Origin of the sequence: Paraburkholderia sp. 32 (genome assembly GCF_050435345.1) — a bacterium.
GTDB classification, from domain to species: domain Bacteria; phylum Pseudomonadota; class Gammaproteobacteria; order Burkholderiales; family Burkholderiaceae; genus Paraburkholderia; species Paraburkholderia tuberum.
The window spans coordinates 364633-380290 of sequence record NZ_JBNDKD010000002.1 but is presented as its reverse complement, the minus strand read 5'-3'; the positions used below and the strand labels follow the sequence as shown (position 1 = coordinate 380290).

Here is a 15658-nt window from a genome sequence, read left to right as displayed (position 1 = left end):
CGCGACGCCCCCAGTTTAAGGAAGGTCTGCACAACCCGATTTTGCAGCGTTACCTTTCACATCGAGCGCAGCCTCGGCGTTCAGATCTATGTTGGTGAGTTCATCGCCATGGGTTTCTGCGCGCCGGAGCGCTCTCACCAGACATATGGCCTTCACCGGCCCGGTGGTTCAAGCTTTGCGCAAAGCTCTGCGCGCCATCCATAAATTGCCCAAAGCAAACAGCGTGGTGATCTGGGCGATGTTCTTCATCAAACCACGATAGCGGGTCTTGAGGTAACCGAACTGCCGCTTGAGGACGCGAAACGGGTGTTCGACCTTGGCCCGAATACCCGCCTTCAGGCGTTCGATCTGATCGTAGATCGCGTCCAACGAATCGCTCAGATCCAGTTTCCTGCGCTTTGCCGGTCGCATTGCCACATGCCAACGAACCGCGTCAGTCTCACAACGCTTCTCGATACCTTGATAACCGGCGTCCGCGTACACATCCGTTTCTTCACCATGCAGCAACGCCTAAGCTACGGTGATGTCGTGAACGTTGGCCGCTGTTCCAATGACCGTATGGACCAGGCCTGAGTCGGCGTCTACGCCGACATGCATTTTCATTCCGAAGTACCAGTTGCCACCTTTCTGCGTGGATTGCATTTCCGGATCGCGCGTGCCGGAGCCATTCTTTGTCGAAGTGGGCGCGGCAATCAGGGTAGCGTCGACTGCCGACCCAGCCCTAAGCATCAGGCCTTTCTCCTTCAGGATTTCATTGACCAGCGCCAGCATTTGCACCGCCAGTCCGTGCGTCTCCAGCAGGTGGCGGAACCGGAGAATCGTGCTTTCGCAAGCGAACCATCGCGCCGTCCAGACCCGCGAACTCGCGATAAAGCGGCACGTCATACAGTGCCTCTTCCATAGCAGGGTCTGACAGACCGAACCATTGCTGCATGAAATGAATCTGCAGCATCGTTGCAATCGGGAACGGCGGCCGACCGGTTTTGCCCGTGGGATAGTGCGGCTCGATCAGCGCGATCAGCTTCAACCAGGGCGCAACGCGTTGCATCTCATCGAGAAATTCCCGCTTCCGAGTGCGCTTCGTTGACAGATCCAGACCAAGACCAAGCTGCGTCATCACGTTGCTCCTCACCTAATTCGCTCTGTTTGCAGGATAGCTCAGCCGCAACGCAATGCCAGGACTTTTGCAGACCTTCCTTAACAAATTTCTTGAGGAGTTCGATCTCTTTTTGGGTAAAGTGGTCACGCAAGACCGATATGACGACCACAGCTTCCGGAAGCTTCGAAGCAAGAGCCTTAAGCTTCGTCAGTTCGCGCACCGTAATCTCTCGCTTCATCATGAGATTCATAAGTCATATTGGACTGTCACAGTACCGCGCCCGGCCACATCCTGGAAATATCGAGACCAGCGATAGTCGGGAAAACTACAAACCCATCTGAACGAGCGTGCGAAAGTGCTGAGTTCGAACAAAACGGAAGGTACACCAAGGGGACAAGAGATGGTATAGCCTCAAATCCGTTCAGGCGCAACACTCCTTCGTCGTTCAGCTGGCGTGTCGTCAACTCGAGCAAGATAGCGAAAACGCCGAGGAATGCTGCACGAGCTGGCAAACGCTGGACCTGAAGCCCAACATAACGAATGTGATGTGCACCCGCCCACCGTGCACTCGTAGGATTAAGCCATTCAAATGGCGTCGCAGTGCGATTTTCGTAAATCAATCTGAACCAGGCTAGGGCAAGGTGCCTCGGATCAAGGTTGCTTCCTTCTATTCGCCCGGTTTCGCGCAAGGCAAGCATGGTCGCCGCGCTCCTTGAACCCGCGCCGCAAGGGAATATCCAATGATGCAGCTTCAGGAGCGTACTCAAATAGAGTGCTTGCGAACTCGATTCGTAATGGTCTTTGCGATTCACGCCGTCATTACGCGAACGTAACCGGGGCGATAAGGCGATATCCCACTCAAGCATTGACATGGAGGACTGTGAGCTCGTCGAGCGCAACCGCGAAGGCAAATGGGCACGCCGTCGTACCACATGCTGAATCACCGTTTTCACATCCCCCCACCGGTGCCACGCGTTGGTTGGGTTCTGAACAAGCACTTGCTCCGCCGCGAGAAGGCCGGACGAAGATGCCCACCACTCTTCTAGAACAGAGAAAGGATTCAAGCGATGAATCGTGTCCCGGAGGTCTGCGTGCATTCGCCAGGAAAACTGCGACCCCGTGACAGGGTGTCCGCATTGATTACATGCGTAGAAGCCGCTGTGGCAGTCCATTAATCGCCCGCAGCTTCCAAGGTCGCCGCCACAACTATGGCAACGCGAGGTGAGCGCCATTCCATGTACAGGGCATTCTTCCAACATGTCTAGCTGATGCCAGAAACTGTGATATCCGCTTCTCAGACAGGCTTCGCAAAACCGGAAGTTACGGGAAAACAGATGATTGAAGAGACGCGGGCGTCGCTCGATCGCTGCTGTCTCGGGCAGCGGCACAGGCCAACCCGTCTCACTTTGAACCTTCCGTGGGTCTACGTGGCATGTACGCGCAGATGTGTCAATGGAAGACCTCGGCTGATATCCCAGTGCTGTCCGGAGGACATGCTTCGAAACACCGTTCAAATATGCAAAACGACCGACCAACGAGAGCGTAGATTCTCCTGATAGCGGGCCGAATGTCAGCGCCGTCCACTTCGCTTTCGTACGTTCTGTCCGCAGCATGTGCATTCCTTCACTGTTACCTGGGCTGCCCACCATTGAAGATGCCGGCGTCACATTTTCCGTTCACGACCTCGATCAGGCGGACCCATTCAATGGCCTGCTGCCAGCACTTGAATCTGACATCCGGCGTCAATCTGCCCAACTCAAATTCTGATGCGAAATGAAAAAAGATGAGCACCGTCCTGATTAGGGAGCGAATGGGGATACCAACGATGAACGGATCGGTGCGCGCCTTCTTCGAGGTCATTCCGAGCGCCCCCTTGAAATTCTCTATCTCTTCAGCCAGCGAAAATCTTCGACCGCAAGCTTCAGGAAGAAAAAATGTCGTCCAGGTGACTCCTGCGTGTTGTTGCTGGTCGATAGACTGAAAGATGTCATGGACGTCTTCAATCGATCCCGCGCTTGTGAATTCGACCTCCGCCTCCTTCACTTCATTCCAGACTTCTGCTCTGAGCTTCCCTTTCCTGATCCGGTCGTCGAGCACGTTCATATCAGGATCATGGCCACCGCTGAATACGGTAAGCCCGAAACCCTGATCGTGCATGGCGTGTCGCATGTGCCTGATGAGCCCCACATCCCACTCCGTGATGTGTTCGAGATCATCCAGCAGGAGAACCAAAGTACGAGATGCGGATTTCGAGGCTAGCTCGCACAATCGATTAAGCAGACGCCCTCGCAGATCATTGACAGCACCCGGCATAAGGGTGCCGGTCACCGACATAAGGAAGCTGTTATATAGCTTCCGTTCCGTTTCCTCGGTCCGGCCGGGCGCGAACGCGTGATAAACGGTACAAAGTCCGGTAACGGACTCCTCCAACATTTCCCGCAGGGCTCTCAGTGTCTCTGTTACCCCATCATCATGGGCAGCCTTGAAATACCTTCCTGATATTCTGCTCTTCGCGGCGATCTGGACTGTCTCGTACATCCGCTGAACAGTCGGCGTCTGCAATGGAATCTCAGCTGCTGTGAGCGGATGGCTCATCCACTCACTATTCGTCGGCCGCCACTCTGAAGGAATAGGCCTGAGCGGCGGCATCTCATGGACAGTTGCACGCTCCGGCTGTGCGCTTGTGCTTTCCACGGGGGCGCGCTGCTTCGCGCCGTCATCTGTCACTTGATCGAGCTTGTTTGCTGTATTTGCCATCGCTGCTCCCCATGCCTAGTGGATTACCGCCTGCTCACCGACGTTGCGCCTTACGCCGAAGCCTGTTCCTCGGGTCGATTTCCACAACTACACGAGATTCGGACCTTATCGGTGTCGTAGGTGCCGAAGGCGTAACGAGGCTGTCGGCGTTCGTTGCGTCGATCGACTCAGGCGGTGCCCCCGTCGCGACTTCAGCGGTCTTTTGTAGCATGTCAATCATGCGAAGAATATCCAGCGCAGCTCGACTTTCTTTGACTTTTGAGCCTGTGCGAACTGCTTCGATCTTCCTCTCGAGGAGACGCCTGGCAGCCGTCTTTCCTCGCCGTCCGAACCATTCCGCCTTGGCAAATTTGTTGATCTCCTTTGCGAGGCGTGTGTGCATGGGATGGCGACGCGCGAGTCGGTTTGGCCGGAGAAGTCCAAGAAATCCCCCTTTGAGCCGCTTGATCATGGCAAATGCCAAATTGTCATTCCATCGATGTCTGCATACGATGAGGATCTTGCCCACCAAATCAAATCGCATGGCAAGCCTTTCGTTGGTGTACGTCCTGTTGTCAAGATTGATATGACAGGGCTTGCCCCGTGCGGCATCGCCCTTGACCTCGCACTCGTGCACTTCCGCAAAGAAGGTCCAACCCGGTTCGCCGATAGACGGTAGAGGTTGCGGAAATACCCCTTGGCTCGGGTCGTTCAGCATGCCCCAAACTGTACTGTTAACCGTTTGCCCATACGTACTAAACGAGACGTCCCGCGTATTGAATTGTTCGCAGAACATTTCAAACGTCTCCAGGAGATCTTCGACTCGAATCTTGAGTCGAAGCGCCGCTGCGGCGGGATCGCCGCGCATGGGATCAACGGGGCTCTTGCCGTATGTAGTCGGCAGCGTCTGGTTCGTTTTTCGCGTGAATATCCCAAAAAAACGCTCGACCTGTGGTCTCGACCACCACTTTCTGGGTCCCCCAAGTTGAATCATGCACCCCAGAACATCCATGATGACGGAGGTCACATTCATGGCAATGTTGGATGTGGCATTGTCCATTTTCAGGATTGAGAAGCCGCTGCCAAAAAGTTCGGGAATAATGCCCCCGAGGACGACAGCCCCGTTGGGAATCAGTGACATGATCGACCCCTCTCTCTTTTCGGGAAAGGTCGCCATCTGCAGCAAGTCGAGCACGTCGTCTCCAGACGGAGTCGCGGCGAATACAAAGATGTATCCACATATAGCGAGGGGATATTCGGATACGATCGCACCAAGATGGAAGCGCTCTACCGGCTGCTCGAATTCGACACCATTGGGGTCCTTGAAGACCAATATGCAAGCCGAATCGATCTCGTGAAAATCCAGTTGTCGAACCGAGAGCGGCCGGAAGTTCTCGAAGATGCTGACCTTGTTCTGGCCCGCCTGCAGCTTGTTGGCGACCTTTTCCCCGTACTCTGCCTCCAAATACTCGAAGGGATGTGTGAGCAAGAGATTTTTTTTCCAGCGGCGAAGGCTCTCATAGCCCTCGTCCCTCTGAGTGAAAGGCCACTGTAGCTTCCAATCTAGCCCTGCCTCGTTGAAGGCCTCTTTCAGTAAATCGTGAAAGTCATCGCGAAGATCAATGATCGGAATATTAACCAGTAGGTGATCAGGGTCCCGCTCGAGTGCCACCTTCTTCAGCTTCTTCTCTACTCCCGGGAATGCCTCCAGCGTCAACTGCATCATTCCTGACGCACCCCCTATCCTGACATTCCCCTCCGCGTCCGCTACAGCCCGACCAGTGAATGGAGCCCTGCGCGTATATTCGCGCAAACGCATCCCTTCGAGGCAGGCGAAAAATCCGTATATCGAACCCGTGGACGGATCAATGGTCAGGCAACGATCTAGGATCCGGCGAACATTACGGTCGTTAATTCCGGTACTGCTCTTTATTTCGTCATACGATGCGCTGTTGCAATACATCTCGACAGCGACGGCTCTGGCGTTAAACACCGGCCATGCCACGGGCGGGACCTCTGTTTGCGCCGGCCTTGGCCATAATGTGGTGTCCCGTAGCCGATAGGGGACCTTGTTACGCGCGGGCACGGTCGATCACCCGAGATCGGACTGCTGGTGATTTGAGTCGCCGGCCTGTGACTTGTTCGCCAGCCTCTCCTTTTTGGTCCGGGCTGCCTCCAACGGATACGGCGACGCACCGGACACGCTTCCGTTCTGAGCATTGCCCCCGCCATCCAACACCGCAGCCAACCCACTGAATGGTGCTGTGTATCTATTCTCCCGCGAGCGCAACCCCTTGGCGCACGCGGAAAGTCTACATATTTCACCCTTAGACGGATCAGTCGCCGGGAAACGCTGTGCGATCCGGCGAACATCATCCGCATCGAGTCCCGCAATCTCCCTTATCTCGGGATACGACGGGCCGTTGCGATACGTCTTGACAGCGGCCACCTTGGCATCGAACTGAGCCCATGCCGCTGACGGCACATCTAGTTGCGCGGGCGTCGCCCAAGTAGCGGTATCCCGCAGACAGTACGGTATCTTGTTAGTCCCAGGCATGGTCAGCCTTCGAAATGCTTGGTTGGTCACCGCCGTCGAGCTCGACAGCGCTCGTCGTTCATCACAGAGGCAGCTGGACGTCAGTTGCATCCAGACGGGCCCAATCGCTCGATGGGTATTTTAGTGATATAAGCACTACTAAGCGATGCAATGAAGCAATAGAAGAAAGTAGCAGTCCATCCGCTGGGCGCGTAATGCCTACGCCCCGCACAACCTTAAACTACGTCAAGCAGTGCACAGACCGTGTTGTTGGGTGAAGCATCAGAGACCGCATCCAATTGGCGCGAAGGTGGGATATGGAACTTAAACATCAGGGACTTGAACTAGGGTCCCCGCCGCATTCGACCCAGCGGATATCGCTGGCATGACCAAAAACCTCTTTGTCGAGACTTACGACAGCTTCGAGATCGCCTGAATGCAGTAACCGAGCAACGGTTCCATGCATCTTTGCGTCAGAAACGCCGTCCACCCGCAGCAGATAATCGAGCGTCGTGGTCTTATGTGCACGCAGCGCGTCACGGATAACCTTCGCCTCAAGACGGCAGTCGAAACGCTCTCTGGGGACGCGATGAAGCCACGCATTCATCTGCACATAGTTCTCAAGTCTTGGCCTCTGCGCGATACCGTCGGCCTGAGTGAAAATGCGATGCACGGCGCCATTCTTCTGCGCCTCGAGCTCTCTCACCTTCATCCGCTTCATCCCACGCTCCGTCGAAGGTGCCACTGTGCAGCACGTGGTCCAGATCTCTGCGTCGGTCACCAGCTTAACGATGACCGGCGCCGATTGATCCAGAGCATCGCTGTCAGTGACGGGCCACCTGCCCTCGCCCATGTAAAATATTTTCACCTTCGGATTCCATTCCTGCAGGATCAGGAAGGCGGCCAGAGTCTCTCCGTAAATCATGAACCGCCGATCGACCTTCTCAAAATCGACCGTAATCATCTCCGCGCCGCGACGCCGCTTGGCCTTCGCCGCGGCGTACGTGTTAACCCTTCGAGCGGGACGCACATAGAAAGGGTTCTCGACTATTTCTTCCTGGCTCATCTGACATCCCCCGTGACGGGTATGCTCATCTGTTCGTCGTACGCAACCCGCGCTCGCTTGCGGCTCGAGCCGTGGGGGTGCACCACGGCAACGCGCGAAGCGTAACTGGGCGGTGCAGTCGCAAACCGCCATTCGAAGGGTAAAATTACCCGTATATGGGCTATCCCCTCGCCCGTCATCCCGCATTTGGGCTTTTAACAATCATTTGGGATCTGGCATCCCAAAGATAGCTTGACGGCAGGCCAAAGGCAAAGAGAATCGGTGACGAAGGTGATAAAGAGGATGGATGTTTGCGAAAAGGCGGTTTCTAGGTGGCTTTTCACCTGGAGGATGCCAATGTGGAGGAGTTTTATGTCAATCAAGGATGCAGTCGAGGGCGTCGATTTTGACTACGAGTGCAGGAAGATCCTTAAGGATGAGCTGCGTAGGCACGACCTGACGTACGCGAGGCTTGCAGAACTGCTCAAGGAAGCGGGCTTTGACGAGACCGAGCGATCGGTCGCGCATAAAGCCACTCGAGGAACGTTCCGCATGAGCTTTTTTCTGCAGGTTCTACGGATACTTGGAAACGATAGGCTGGTGCTCCAAGTTCCAATGTCCAGAAAGGATATAGAGCGCCGTACTGTTATATCAAACGCAGAAAGTTAAATACTTTATTCTGCGGGCCAGTTTATCACTGATCGGGATTTTACTCGATCACACCCTCGCTTTGTCTTTTTATTCCCCGCAACGCTTCCCGAACCTGCCAGAAAATCCTCGCAAAGCCGCACCAGCAAAGGCACAGAGTAGACCAAGCTTTCCGCTCGCCACTCTCGCAAAGCTCAGGAAAGATAAACCATTCGGAGCACGAGCCTGCAGCGACACCCACCAATTAAGCCAAATCATCTAGCCTCTATTAATTGGTGAACCATTGCCTGCATTTTAACGATTAACGCCAGCCCTTTTTTTAATTACTTGCGGATGTTAATCAGGTAATCAACAAGGCCCGAGAAAACGCCCAACCGCATCTTTAGGCGGAGGACTTTTCAAGCGGTAATTGTCGCCCGCACCTGGAGCTAAAGAGCCAGATGACGATTTACATCACTGCTTCTTTCGGCCCTGCGCGTTCGCGGTTGCAAAAAATGCGCCACTCCATCAAACCTCAGCCCGACGCTCGAGGAATTGTTCAATAGTTTTCTTATATTTATTATCAATATCAATAGCTTACAAAACTGCAATGCCCTAGCCGATCGACTGACGATTTGCTCCCGATCAGCCCCTATTTCTGGAGCCCCTTGAATCGGAACGGTCTGGCCCTGTAATCTAACCGCTCGCCGCCGGAGCAATTCCTTAAACGGTTAGATCGCAGATAGTCGCCTCGGCGACCTGCATGCGTCTGGCGTCCTGCGCCCCCGAGGTCGGTGTTTTGTATGCAGGCTCCTGTTGTCTGGAGTTCGTGTTTGCGTTGCGACCTAGAAGTCGGCGGGCGTCACCTCAGTATTGAGAGTAACAAGGTCGAGAATGTCGCTGTGTCGACATCAATCAACGGCCGGCCGTAGACTCGCGACTTACCTATTCGGTTTCCACGTCACTAGAGGTTCCGTGCAGGGGAATGCCCGAAGCCTTTGCGTCATAGAGACCCAGGCGTTGGGATACGCTCATAAGGGCTTCGAGCGCCGCTGTCTGTTCGGCGCGCATAGTCGTACGATACCCAATCAGCGCGTCAATTGGCATCCATTGAACACCGTCTTCGCCCACTCGACCTGGGATTTTTTCGTCATTAATAAGCGACCTTACATATGCGCGCGACAGGAAGAGTAGCCGTGCAGCAGCGTCGAGTCTGACCTCCTCACAGTTCGCTGTCACATGCTTGCGCTCGTGACAATCAGGAATCAGCTCTTCCGTCACATCCCGCCATGGCTTACCGTTGCCGAGGCCTTTGGCGACCGTGTTGAACACATATTCGCCATCGGCGTTATACCCGCTCGGACCAACAAGTTGGTAAATCCGCCCGCTTAATGTTTGGGCCGTACGTGTCGCTTTATCTAGGTGAACTATTTTTGTGCTAACGCGACCATTATGCGTTTCCTGGCTGTATCCTACAAAATGTTTCGCACCTTCAGCGGACTCGCGTATCGACCAGTGCCTTAGCCAGACGATTTCAGCGCCCTCTGCAGCCAGTTGCAGGTAGATAGACATGCTTTCTCCTTCAACGTTGTTCGCACAACTTAGTCTCAACTTACAACTTAGCCTTTTCCCTTTGTCGCTGCTCAAATTGTTCGTTTAGAATCGCCTGCCTGAGCGCTCGACCAATCGCGCTGCTCGATGTGGTCATCCACTCCACGTAGCGGCGCGGAGTTAGCTCCGCTACAACATGAGCAAGACCAAGGTCGATTGCTACGGAAAGTTGTTTCTCGACCCGTCGGCTCAGTTTGGTCTCAGGTACGGAGCTGATGCGTTCGCTTCGCATCTTAGACTTCGTATGCATGTCAGTCCCGAGTCTCATATCTGGGCGCACCCGCGACCAATTGCTGTAGACGCTCGCGGAATTGCTCGACGACCGCAGAGTCTCCTAAGCCCACATCGGTTTGACAGTGGACGAGCCTATGCCGATGCGCCTCGAATCCATCCGTCCGGTCGTCCACAGCTAACCATCTCAGCGGTGCGTTCCGTCCGACGTAATCGAGAATTTGCGCACCACGCGTAAGAACCGGCCAAACGAGCGGGTTGAATGTGCATCCATCAAACGTCGCGCCCACAATCCGTTCCCGTAGTCGTGGAGACGGAATCGCGTTGCGTGTGAATTCAGTTCCCATGACGAGCGACCAATCGCTGGAGAGAACAATCTCCATTTCAGGATAGGGACTTAGCAATTCGTCAAGCAATGTCGCATATTCAAACAAATGGATGTCAGGGGCGCTGCTAAATACCCGGTTCCCTGCGCGACGAGCGATACCTCGATGAATGACCCCGTCGATATCCAGAAATAGGACATGTCGCATTTATTTATCCACCATACATTTCGTTATCCAAACTTTCTTTGATAATCGAGTGCCGAGTACTTATGAGTCGTCAGGCTACCAAAGCAAAACTCTCATCGCACCTCGCAACGTTAGAAAGATGCTCGCAAAACGATGATTTCATCGTCAATTGCGAGTCAATCTTTAGAGGATGGGTCAGGACTTTGCACGCAATCAAAGCCCCGCGTGCCCGCGATGACCATGTCCCATTCAAAGCAACCGACGGTTGTCATTTTCCGTCTTGACCCGCATCATTCGACTCGTGGTCAGCCTTGCAGGTGCTTGCCATATGCGCGGCAACGTTGGCCAAGCGACTCACGTTCTGCGGCTCGTCTATCTCTACGTAAGCGCTAACTGCCCCGAGATACGTGCTCTCATCCCAAAGCACGCCGCGCCCGTCCTCGAAATCGAGAATGCACAAATCGGTGTGTGGCAACTCTCTGACGAGTGTTACACGCCGAACCGTCATGTCTCCGCCAACCGTTTTTGAACAGAGATACACAGCGGGCGTATCGCAGTTCGCTGTTGCGAGCAAAGTTCGAACGCTAGCGAGGGTGTGCGCAATAAAGGCGGTCTCTGAGGCATCCCCGGCCTTTCCGCCGCAGCGCACATGGAAAAACGCACCGTGTGAGACTCTAACGGGCAATATACTTTGCCGTGTTACGGTCGTGCGCTGTTCGGTAACACCACCTTGTTCCATTCATTGAACTCCTTCTTTGTTGAGGGAGACCGCCAATTCGCTACAGTTCAGATGACGTTGAATGGCACGCGTGCTCGAGCGCCACTCGGTCATCTTTCCTCCAGTATGGAGCGAAGGCTTCGCTGAAATTCCACGTCTTCACTTGCATGCATGCGTGAGAGAAGACGTCTTGCGCGACGCAGAGCATGACCTGAAGCGCTCGCTCGCAGCATGTCGTCGTAAGAAAGCGGTCTTGTGGCAGGCTCTCCTATTGACCCCAAACGGGCCATCAAGATAGAACGCGTGAACTCGTCAATCCCGAGTTCGTCATCGATGTCAATCCGCCGGGATTCCGTGAGGCGCGTAAACCCAGACTCCCTAGAGGCGAGGATAACGTGCGGCTCCGAGCGGTTCGCCATGAAGTCGAGTATTGACTCTTCTTGTCTATCAGACAGAGTACTGACGACATTCACGACTCGTTGCCCCAAAACAGAAAACGACTGTCGTAGCGAATCTAGGCTGTAATGAAACGGCCAAGCGTTCCCGACGACGATGACCGCACCGGGGTAGACGCGCAGCGTCTCTGTCAAAAGCGAAACATCGGACTCAAGCCGGCGCATATTTGCCGCCTCACCGTGGCGCGTCGGCACCATAAAATTCAGGTTTAGCGGGCCGAGCGCACCGCTCACGCAGAAAAATACATAAACCACTTCTGCCCCTTTCTGTGCCTGCCTGTGCACGGCGCGACCAGACGGCCGTCAGTTACCGCCAGACTTTATCAATGCATCCAGCTCAACACGGAGCGCGCGTTTGCAGTCTGAGGACAGGCTTGACATATCGTCATTGTAGACGTTTACGCAGTATGTGTAAACACAGTAGATGTTTGATGAGTAGACGAACAGGCGTCCTTCGGCGAATCTCCGGGCATGGACGAAATTGATAAGACAGAAGTCGACCCGTGGTTGCGCCGAACACTAGCCGCGAACGTACGCCGGCTCCGTGAAGCAAAGGGCCTTTCCCAGGAGAAGCTCAGTGTGGAATGCGGGTTTCATCGAACGTACGTCAGCCAAGTCGAACGGGCGGTAACCAACATCACAATAGATAATCTCCAGAAGCTCGCGGAAGGGTTGAGCGCAGAGCCACAAATCCTGCTGACGGCGTAGATGGCGCTCCCCAAAGGACGTTGCCACGCCTTGCGGAAGCAATTCCCGGCTCCTTAGCCCAAATTGCTTTCCGGTCGCAATCTCGAACGCGGTAGCCATCTTTTTATCGTGGCCCGTTGGACGGCTCTTTCACCACTGCGTAGGCGACGGTCGTGACGCACGCGATGTGGAGCGCTCGCATCTGCTTGATGACGGCCGAACAGACTTTCGTTCGCAGCGTCAACACCGGGTGCAACACCACCGTTGCAGAAAAAAGCGGCGAGAGTAAAGATTGCGAAAAGCTAACCGTCTGACAACTCGCAATCTAATCGAACGGAATTCGGGAAAGGGGACACTCCGGCACGATGTAGAACACCACACCCTCCGAAAACTCGCTTCGGCGGGCGTTGATGTCCAGCGCAGGAAGATGTACAAGCGGCAACAGATACTTCAGTGAGAACACATCGTCGGCGAACTCGGAGCCATGATATGTACGTCCCTTACCAATCCGGACCATCTGAGCGAATACTGCAAAGCTGCCCAATAGGACAGCGCGCTGCGCTGAGCGCGGCACATAGCCCTCGAAATGCAGCCCCGGGAACTTTTCATTAAGCACGACATTCCTGGCGTCGCTTTGGCTTAGCGGGCGCTTAAAATAGGGTTCATACCACGCACGAAACAGGGCAAGTGCTATCTCGTTGCTGTCCCTCGCGTGAGAGTTCAGCCCTTCTCTTGCAAAAAGATCGTCCAAATCGAGAAGCACCCGCCGGGGCGTCTCAGTTCCATAAATCCCAACCTGCAATCTCCGCAAGACCGACGCATATACCGACCGTTTCAGAACCGACTCTGAATCCGGGCGATCTTGTGTTCCTCTGCTCAATTGCGCCCGCAATTGCCGCCAGCTTACGGCTGCGACAGATACCGAATGAAGCGGCCGGGCACCGTCGGGGAAAGGATGCAGAAGGTCAATAAGGCCTAAGAGAAAGTCTCGCGGATTGCACCAGGTAGTCCACACGACGGGATCGTGTTGCTCAATCAGTTGTTCCAATTCCCACAACTTGGATTGTGCCCCTTCGAGCCACTGCTGTAGGTGTGCGAATGCATGTTCGAGCCGCGCTGTATTCGTACGCATTGCGCGGTGTCGCTCGGTCGAAAATGCGCGATATCCCGGAGGGTCACCGCACGAAGGGCAACAAAACAACGTCTTGTCGTTAAGCGCCTTGTATTGGCTCTCCCCGCTAAAAGTGAGCATCTCGCCGCAGCATGCGCATGCGCCGCTCAACTCTTCGTCGTGGATCGGACATCTCGCGAGAGTTCGGAACTGATGCCAAGAACTGTGATATCCATCAGCGAGACAGCTGTAACAGACGCGAAGCGAATCGGAAAAAAGCAAGCTTGCGAGATTTGGCAACGCTCTTGATGTCGCGGTCTGCGCATCGCTCAGCTCCCATCCGGTAACTGACTTAAGGTGCGTTGCATCTAGTCGGGCGTTCTGCCTGAAAAGACCGCCCTTGGCTGCTATACGCACTTTGAAAATACGTTTGGCTGTGCCAAGAGTCAAAACGTTGAGGTAGCAAAAACGATTGTAGGTGCATATGACAGACTCATGAGGAAGTGGTCCATACTCCAAGCCAGTCCACTCGTAGGAGCGCCTTGTGCCGCCGCTCCTTGCCTCATTCCCACGTCCGACTCCAGCCACCAATTCGTGCTCGCGCGGCGCCACTGCGGCTCCGTTATCAACAACTTGAGCAGTTGCCGTAGCAGATTTGTGTCCGACCACATCCAGCACGGACATCGGTAGACCCGTCGATCTCTGCACAACGTCAGCTGACACGCCGCGTAAGAGAAGATCCGCAGCCCTTGCTCGCAACCTGCTGTTGACGAGCTCCTGCACCTCAACAAATCCGTATTGTCGCCCAGACAAGTCGCCCTCCACGAAGCAGCACCCATTGCGTCCGGCGCACGGCTTTGTCAAAGCTTGACCAGCGATGCGTCCCACAGAGGAATCTTGATCTCTCTTCGTCTTCGCAATATAGTATAAAAAACATCCCATATCATCAAGTTTTACCCATATACGGGCATTCTTGGAGTCCTGATGGAAACCTTCGAACCTTGGTATGGCAAACTGCGCCCTCCCCCGGAACTCACGCCGCCGGTCGCATTGCTCGGCGAGCAGGGGGTCAATCGGGCACCTAGAGAAGATTTGACAATAGCCGCTGAGACCGACTTGCAAGCGGCGGAAGCGTATCTCGCGTCGCTCACGACGACGAACGTGTTCAACACCCGACATTCGATATACCGGTTCTTTCTGTGGTCGTGGATTATCACGAAAAAGCCCGTCTCTTCGCTGCTACATTCTGATATTAAAGAATACGTATCGTTTTGCCAGGATCCCGAAGCACGAGAGTCCTGGTATAGAAAAGCACCCAAGCACCGCTTGGATGAGTGGTTTCCCTTCGAAAAGAAGTTCTATCCACCATGGACTCACTGGGGCAAAGGCATTGTTCCAATGTTCGATTTCTGGGTGAAACACGGCTATGCGATAGGGAATCCGAGCGGAGATGCCTTCGCGCAGAAAGCAAGTTTGAAACGAATGCGAGGACGGGGGAAAGTCGCGAAGAGTCTCTTTGACAATGATCTGTGGCACGTAGTTATGCGAGCAATTGAGTCGCTGCCTTACGACTCAAAAAATGCAGTGTTGGCGGCAGAGCGAGCTCGCTTTTTTTTCAATCTAATCTACTTTCTGGCGCCAAAGAAGGCTGACATCATTGACGGCAACATGTCTTGCTTTCGTAAGGAGGGCGGCGAATGGTGGTGGAAATCTTCGAGATCAAGCACCCGCAATGCTCCACGGAAAATGCTGGTGCCGAAGGAAATGCTGGAGGCTCTTGTTCGATATCGTACGAGCTGGGGCATGACTCCCCTCCCGAGTCGCACTGACACTACTCGGCTGGTCGACAGCGTTTTCCGGTCGTCAAAAAGGCCATACCACGCGACTCTGATCTTGAGGGAAGTAGCGACCTTGGCTATCCAGCTCTTGCCAGATGAACTTTCTCATAAGGCAGAAGTGCTTCGGTCAGCGACGTACAACACATATCGCGATTTCGCTTTGCGCAACAAAGGGGCAGATGCATCCGATAATTAGGTCGCGATCGCCCAACGGAATGTTCTTCCGTTGGCTTCGGGTTTGAGCTCAGCCGAGCACGGTTTTTGCAGCGCCTACAAACGGACGTGATCGGGTGAAAATCGTGCAATCGGTCGCCATCGGTTGAACGCAAAACCTACTGAACGCGGCCGCCTTCGGGATGCCACGCGGGGCACTTCCTTTGAAATCAAATAGTTATAAATGGCCCAGCCGGTCGCCATTTTGAGGAACGAGTTTGGTCCTATGTGAACCTCAC

General features: G+C 54.4%; 13 protein-coding genes and 2 pseudogenes. 3 read left to right on the top strand and 12 right to left on the bottom strand.

The window, feature by feature from the left end; genetic code table 11:
* Positions 1-168: 168 nt before the first annotated feature.
* From OKW26_RS17060 to OKW26_RS17030, 7 genes and pseudogenes are all read right to left on the bottom strand, one after another.
* Positions 169-1117, bottom strand: a pseudogene (locus OKW26_RS17060) (IS5 family transposase).
* Positions 1050-1349 (bottom strand): hypothetical protein, encoded by a 300-nt coding sequence (locus tag OKW26_RS17055; protein WP_429354472.1) that lies wholly within the window; start codon positions 1347-1349, stop codon positions 1050-1052. Before OKW26_RS17055 ends, OKW26_RS17060 begins: the two are co-directional and overlap by 68 nt.
* A gap of 16 nt (positions 1350-1365) precedes the next feature.
* Positions 1366-1971, bottom strand: coding sequence for a hypothetical protein (locus tag OKW26_RS17050; protein WP_429355276.1), 606 nt, complete (start codon positions 1969-1971; stop codon positions 1366-1368).
* A 363-nt stretch (positions 1972-2334) separates the two neighbouring features.
* A pseudogene (locus OKW26_RS17045) lies at positions 2335-2712 on the bottom strand (TniQ family protein); the annotation flags it as partial.
* 16 nt (positions 2713-2728) lie between these two features.
* Positions 2729-3856 carry a hypothetical protein gene (locus OKW26_RS17040; protein ID WP_429354471.1) on the bottom strand — a complete coding sequence of 376 codons (1128 nt, stop codon included), beginning with the start codon at positions 3854-3856 and terminating at the stop codon, positions 2729-2731.
* Between the two features lie 34 nt (positions 3857-3890).
* Positions 3891-5840 (bottom strand): hypothetical protein, encoded by a 1950-nt coding sequence (locus OKW26_RS17035; protein WP_429354470.1) that lies wholly within the window; start codon positions 5838-5840, stop codon positions 3891-3893.
* 862 nt (positions 5841-6702) lie between these two features.
* Positions 6703-7437 carry a hypothetical protein gene (locus OKW26_RS17030; RefSeq protein ID WP_429354469.1) on the bottom strand — a complete coding sequence of 245 codons (735 nt, stop codon included), beginning with the start codon at positions 7435-7437 and terminating at the stop codon, positions 6703-6705.
* Between the two features lie 261 nt (positions 7438-7698).
* Between OKW26_RS17030 and OKW26_RS17025 the strand changes: the two genes are divergently transcribed.
* Positions 7699-8085, top strand: a complete 387-nt coding sequence (locus tag OKW26_RS17025) for a DUF6471 domain-containing protein (RefSeq protein ID WP_429354468.1) — start codon at positions 7699-7701, stop codon at positions 8083-8085.
* A 903-nt stretch (positions 8086-8988) separates the two neighbouring features.
* On the opposite strand, the gene OKW26_RS17020 is transcribed toward OKW26_RS17025, so the two are convergent.
* The 4 genes from OKW26_RS17020 to OKW26_RS17005 all read right to left on the bottom strand — a co-directional run bounded on the left by OKW26_RS17020 (position 8989) and on the right by OKW26_RS17005 (position 11825).
* Positions 8989-9615 (bottom strand): hypothetical protein, encoded by a 627-nt coding sequence (locus OKW26_RS17020; protein WP_429354467.1) that lies wholly within the window; start codon positions 9613-9615, stop codon positions 8989-8991.
* A 290-nt stretch (positions 9616-9905) separates the two neighbouring features.
* Positions 9906-10418, bottom strand: a complete 513-nt coding sequence (locus tag OKW26_RS17015; protein ID WP_429354466.1) for an HAD domain-containing protein — start codon at positions 10416-10418, stop codon at positions 9906-9908.
* Positions 10419-10665: 247 nt separating this feature from the next.
* Positions 10666-11136: a hypothetical protein gene (locus tag OKW26_RS17010; RefSeq protein ID WP_429354465.1), complete on the bottom strand. Its 471-nt coding sequence runs from the start codon at positions 11134-11136 to the stop codon at positions 10666-10668.
* Positions 11137-11225: 89 nt separating this feature from the next.
* Positions 11226-11825: a hypothetical protein gene (locus OKW26_RS17005; RefSeq protein WP_429354464.1), complete on the bottom strand. Its 600-nt coding sequence runs from the start codon at positions 11823-11825 to the stop codon at positions 11226-11228.
* Between the two features lie 216 nt (positions 11826-12041).
* Here OKW26_RS17005 and OKW26_RS17000 point away from each other — a divergent pair, with 216 nt between their 5' ends.
* Positions 12042-12278 carry a helix-turn-helix domain-containing protein gene (locus tag OKW26_RS17000; RefSeq protein ID WP_429354463.1) on the top strand — a complete coding sequence of 79 codons (237 nt, stop codon included), beginning with the start codon at positions 12042-12044 and terminating at the stop codon, positions 12276-12278.
* Between the two features lie 304 nt (positions 12279-12582).
* On the opposite strand, the gene OKW26_RS16995 is transcribed toward OKW26_RS17000, so the two are convergent.
* On the bottom strand, positions 12583-14052 hold the full coding sequence (locus OKW26_RS16995) for a hypothetical protein (RefSeq protein ID WP_429354462.1): 1470 nt from the start codon (positions 14050-14052) through the stop codon (positions 12583-12585).
* A gap of 300 nt (positions 14053-14352) precedes the next feature.
* On the opposite strand from OKW26_RS16995, the gene OKW26_RS16990 reads away from it, so the two are divergent.
* Positions 14353-15402 carry a hypothetical protein gene (locus OKW26_RS16990; RefSeq protein ID WP_429354461.1) on the top strand — a complete coding sequence of 350 codons (1050 nt, stop codon included), beginning with the start codon at positions 14353-14355 and terminating at the stop codon, positions 15400-15402.
* The last annotated feature ends 256 nt before the right edge of the window (positions 15403-15658 follow it).

What these genes read in the sequence shown, in the direction of transcription:
- OKW26_RS17055 (WP_429354472.1), bottom strand. Translation starts at nt 1,349, where the DNA reads ATGAATCTCATGATGAAGCGAGAGATTACGGTGCGCGAACTGACGAAG.
- OKW26_RS17050 (WP_429355276.1), bottom strand. Translation starts at nt 1,971, where the DNA reads ATGTCAATGCTTGAGTGGGATATCGCCTTATCGCCCCGGTTACGTTCG.
- OKW26_RS17040 (WP_429354471.1), bottom strand. Translation starts at nt 3,856, where the DNA reads ATGGCAAATACAGCAAACAAGCTCGATCAAGTGACAGATGACGGCGCG.
- OKW26_RS17030 (WP_429354469.1), bottom strand. Translation starts at nt 7,437, where the DNA reads ATGAGCCAGGAAGAAATAGTCGAGAACCCTTTCTATGTGCGTCCCGCT.
- OKW26_RS17020 (WP_429354467.1), bottom strand. Translation starts at nt 9,615, where the DNA reads ATGTCTATCTACCTGCAACTGGCTGCAGAGGGCGCTGAAATCGTCTGG.
- OKW26_RS17015 (WP_429354466.1), bottom strand. Translation starts at nt 10,418, where the DNA reads ATGCGACATGTCCTATTTCTGGATATCGACGGGGTCATTCATCGAGGT.
- OKW26_RS17010 (WP_429354465.1), bottom strand. Translation starts at nt 11,136, where the DNA reads ATGGAACAAGGTGGTGTTACCGAACAGCGCACGACCGTAACACGGCAA.
- OKW26_RS17000 (WP_429354463.1), top strand. Translation starts at nt 12,042, where the DNA reads ATGGACGAAATTGATAAGACAGAAGTCGACCCGTGGTTGCGCCGAACA.
- OKW26_RS16995 (WP_429354462.1), bottom strand. Translation starts at nt 14,052, where the DNA reads ATGTCCGTGCTGGATGTGGTCGGACACAAATCTGCTACGGCAACTGCT.
- OKW26_RS16990 (WP_429354461.1), top strand. Translation starts at nt 14,353, where the DNA reads ATGGAAACCTTCGAACCTTGGTATGGCAAACTGCGCCCTCCCCCGGAA.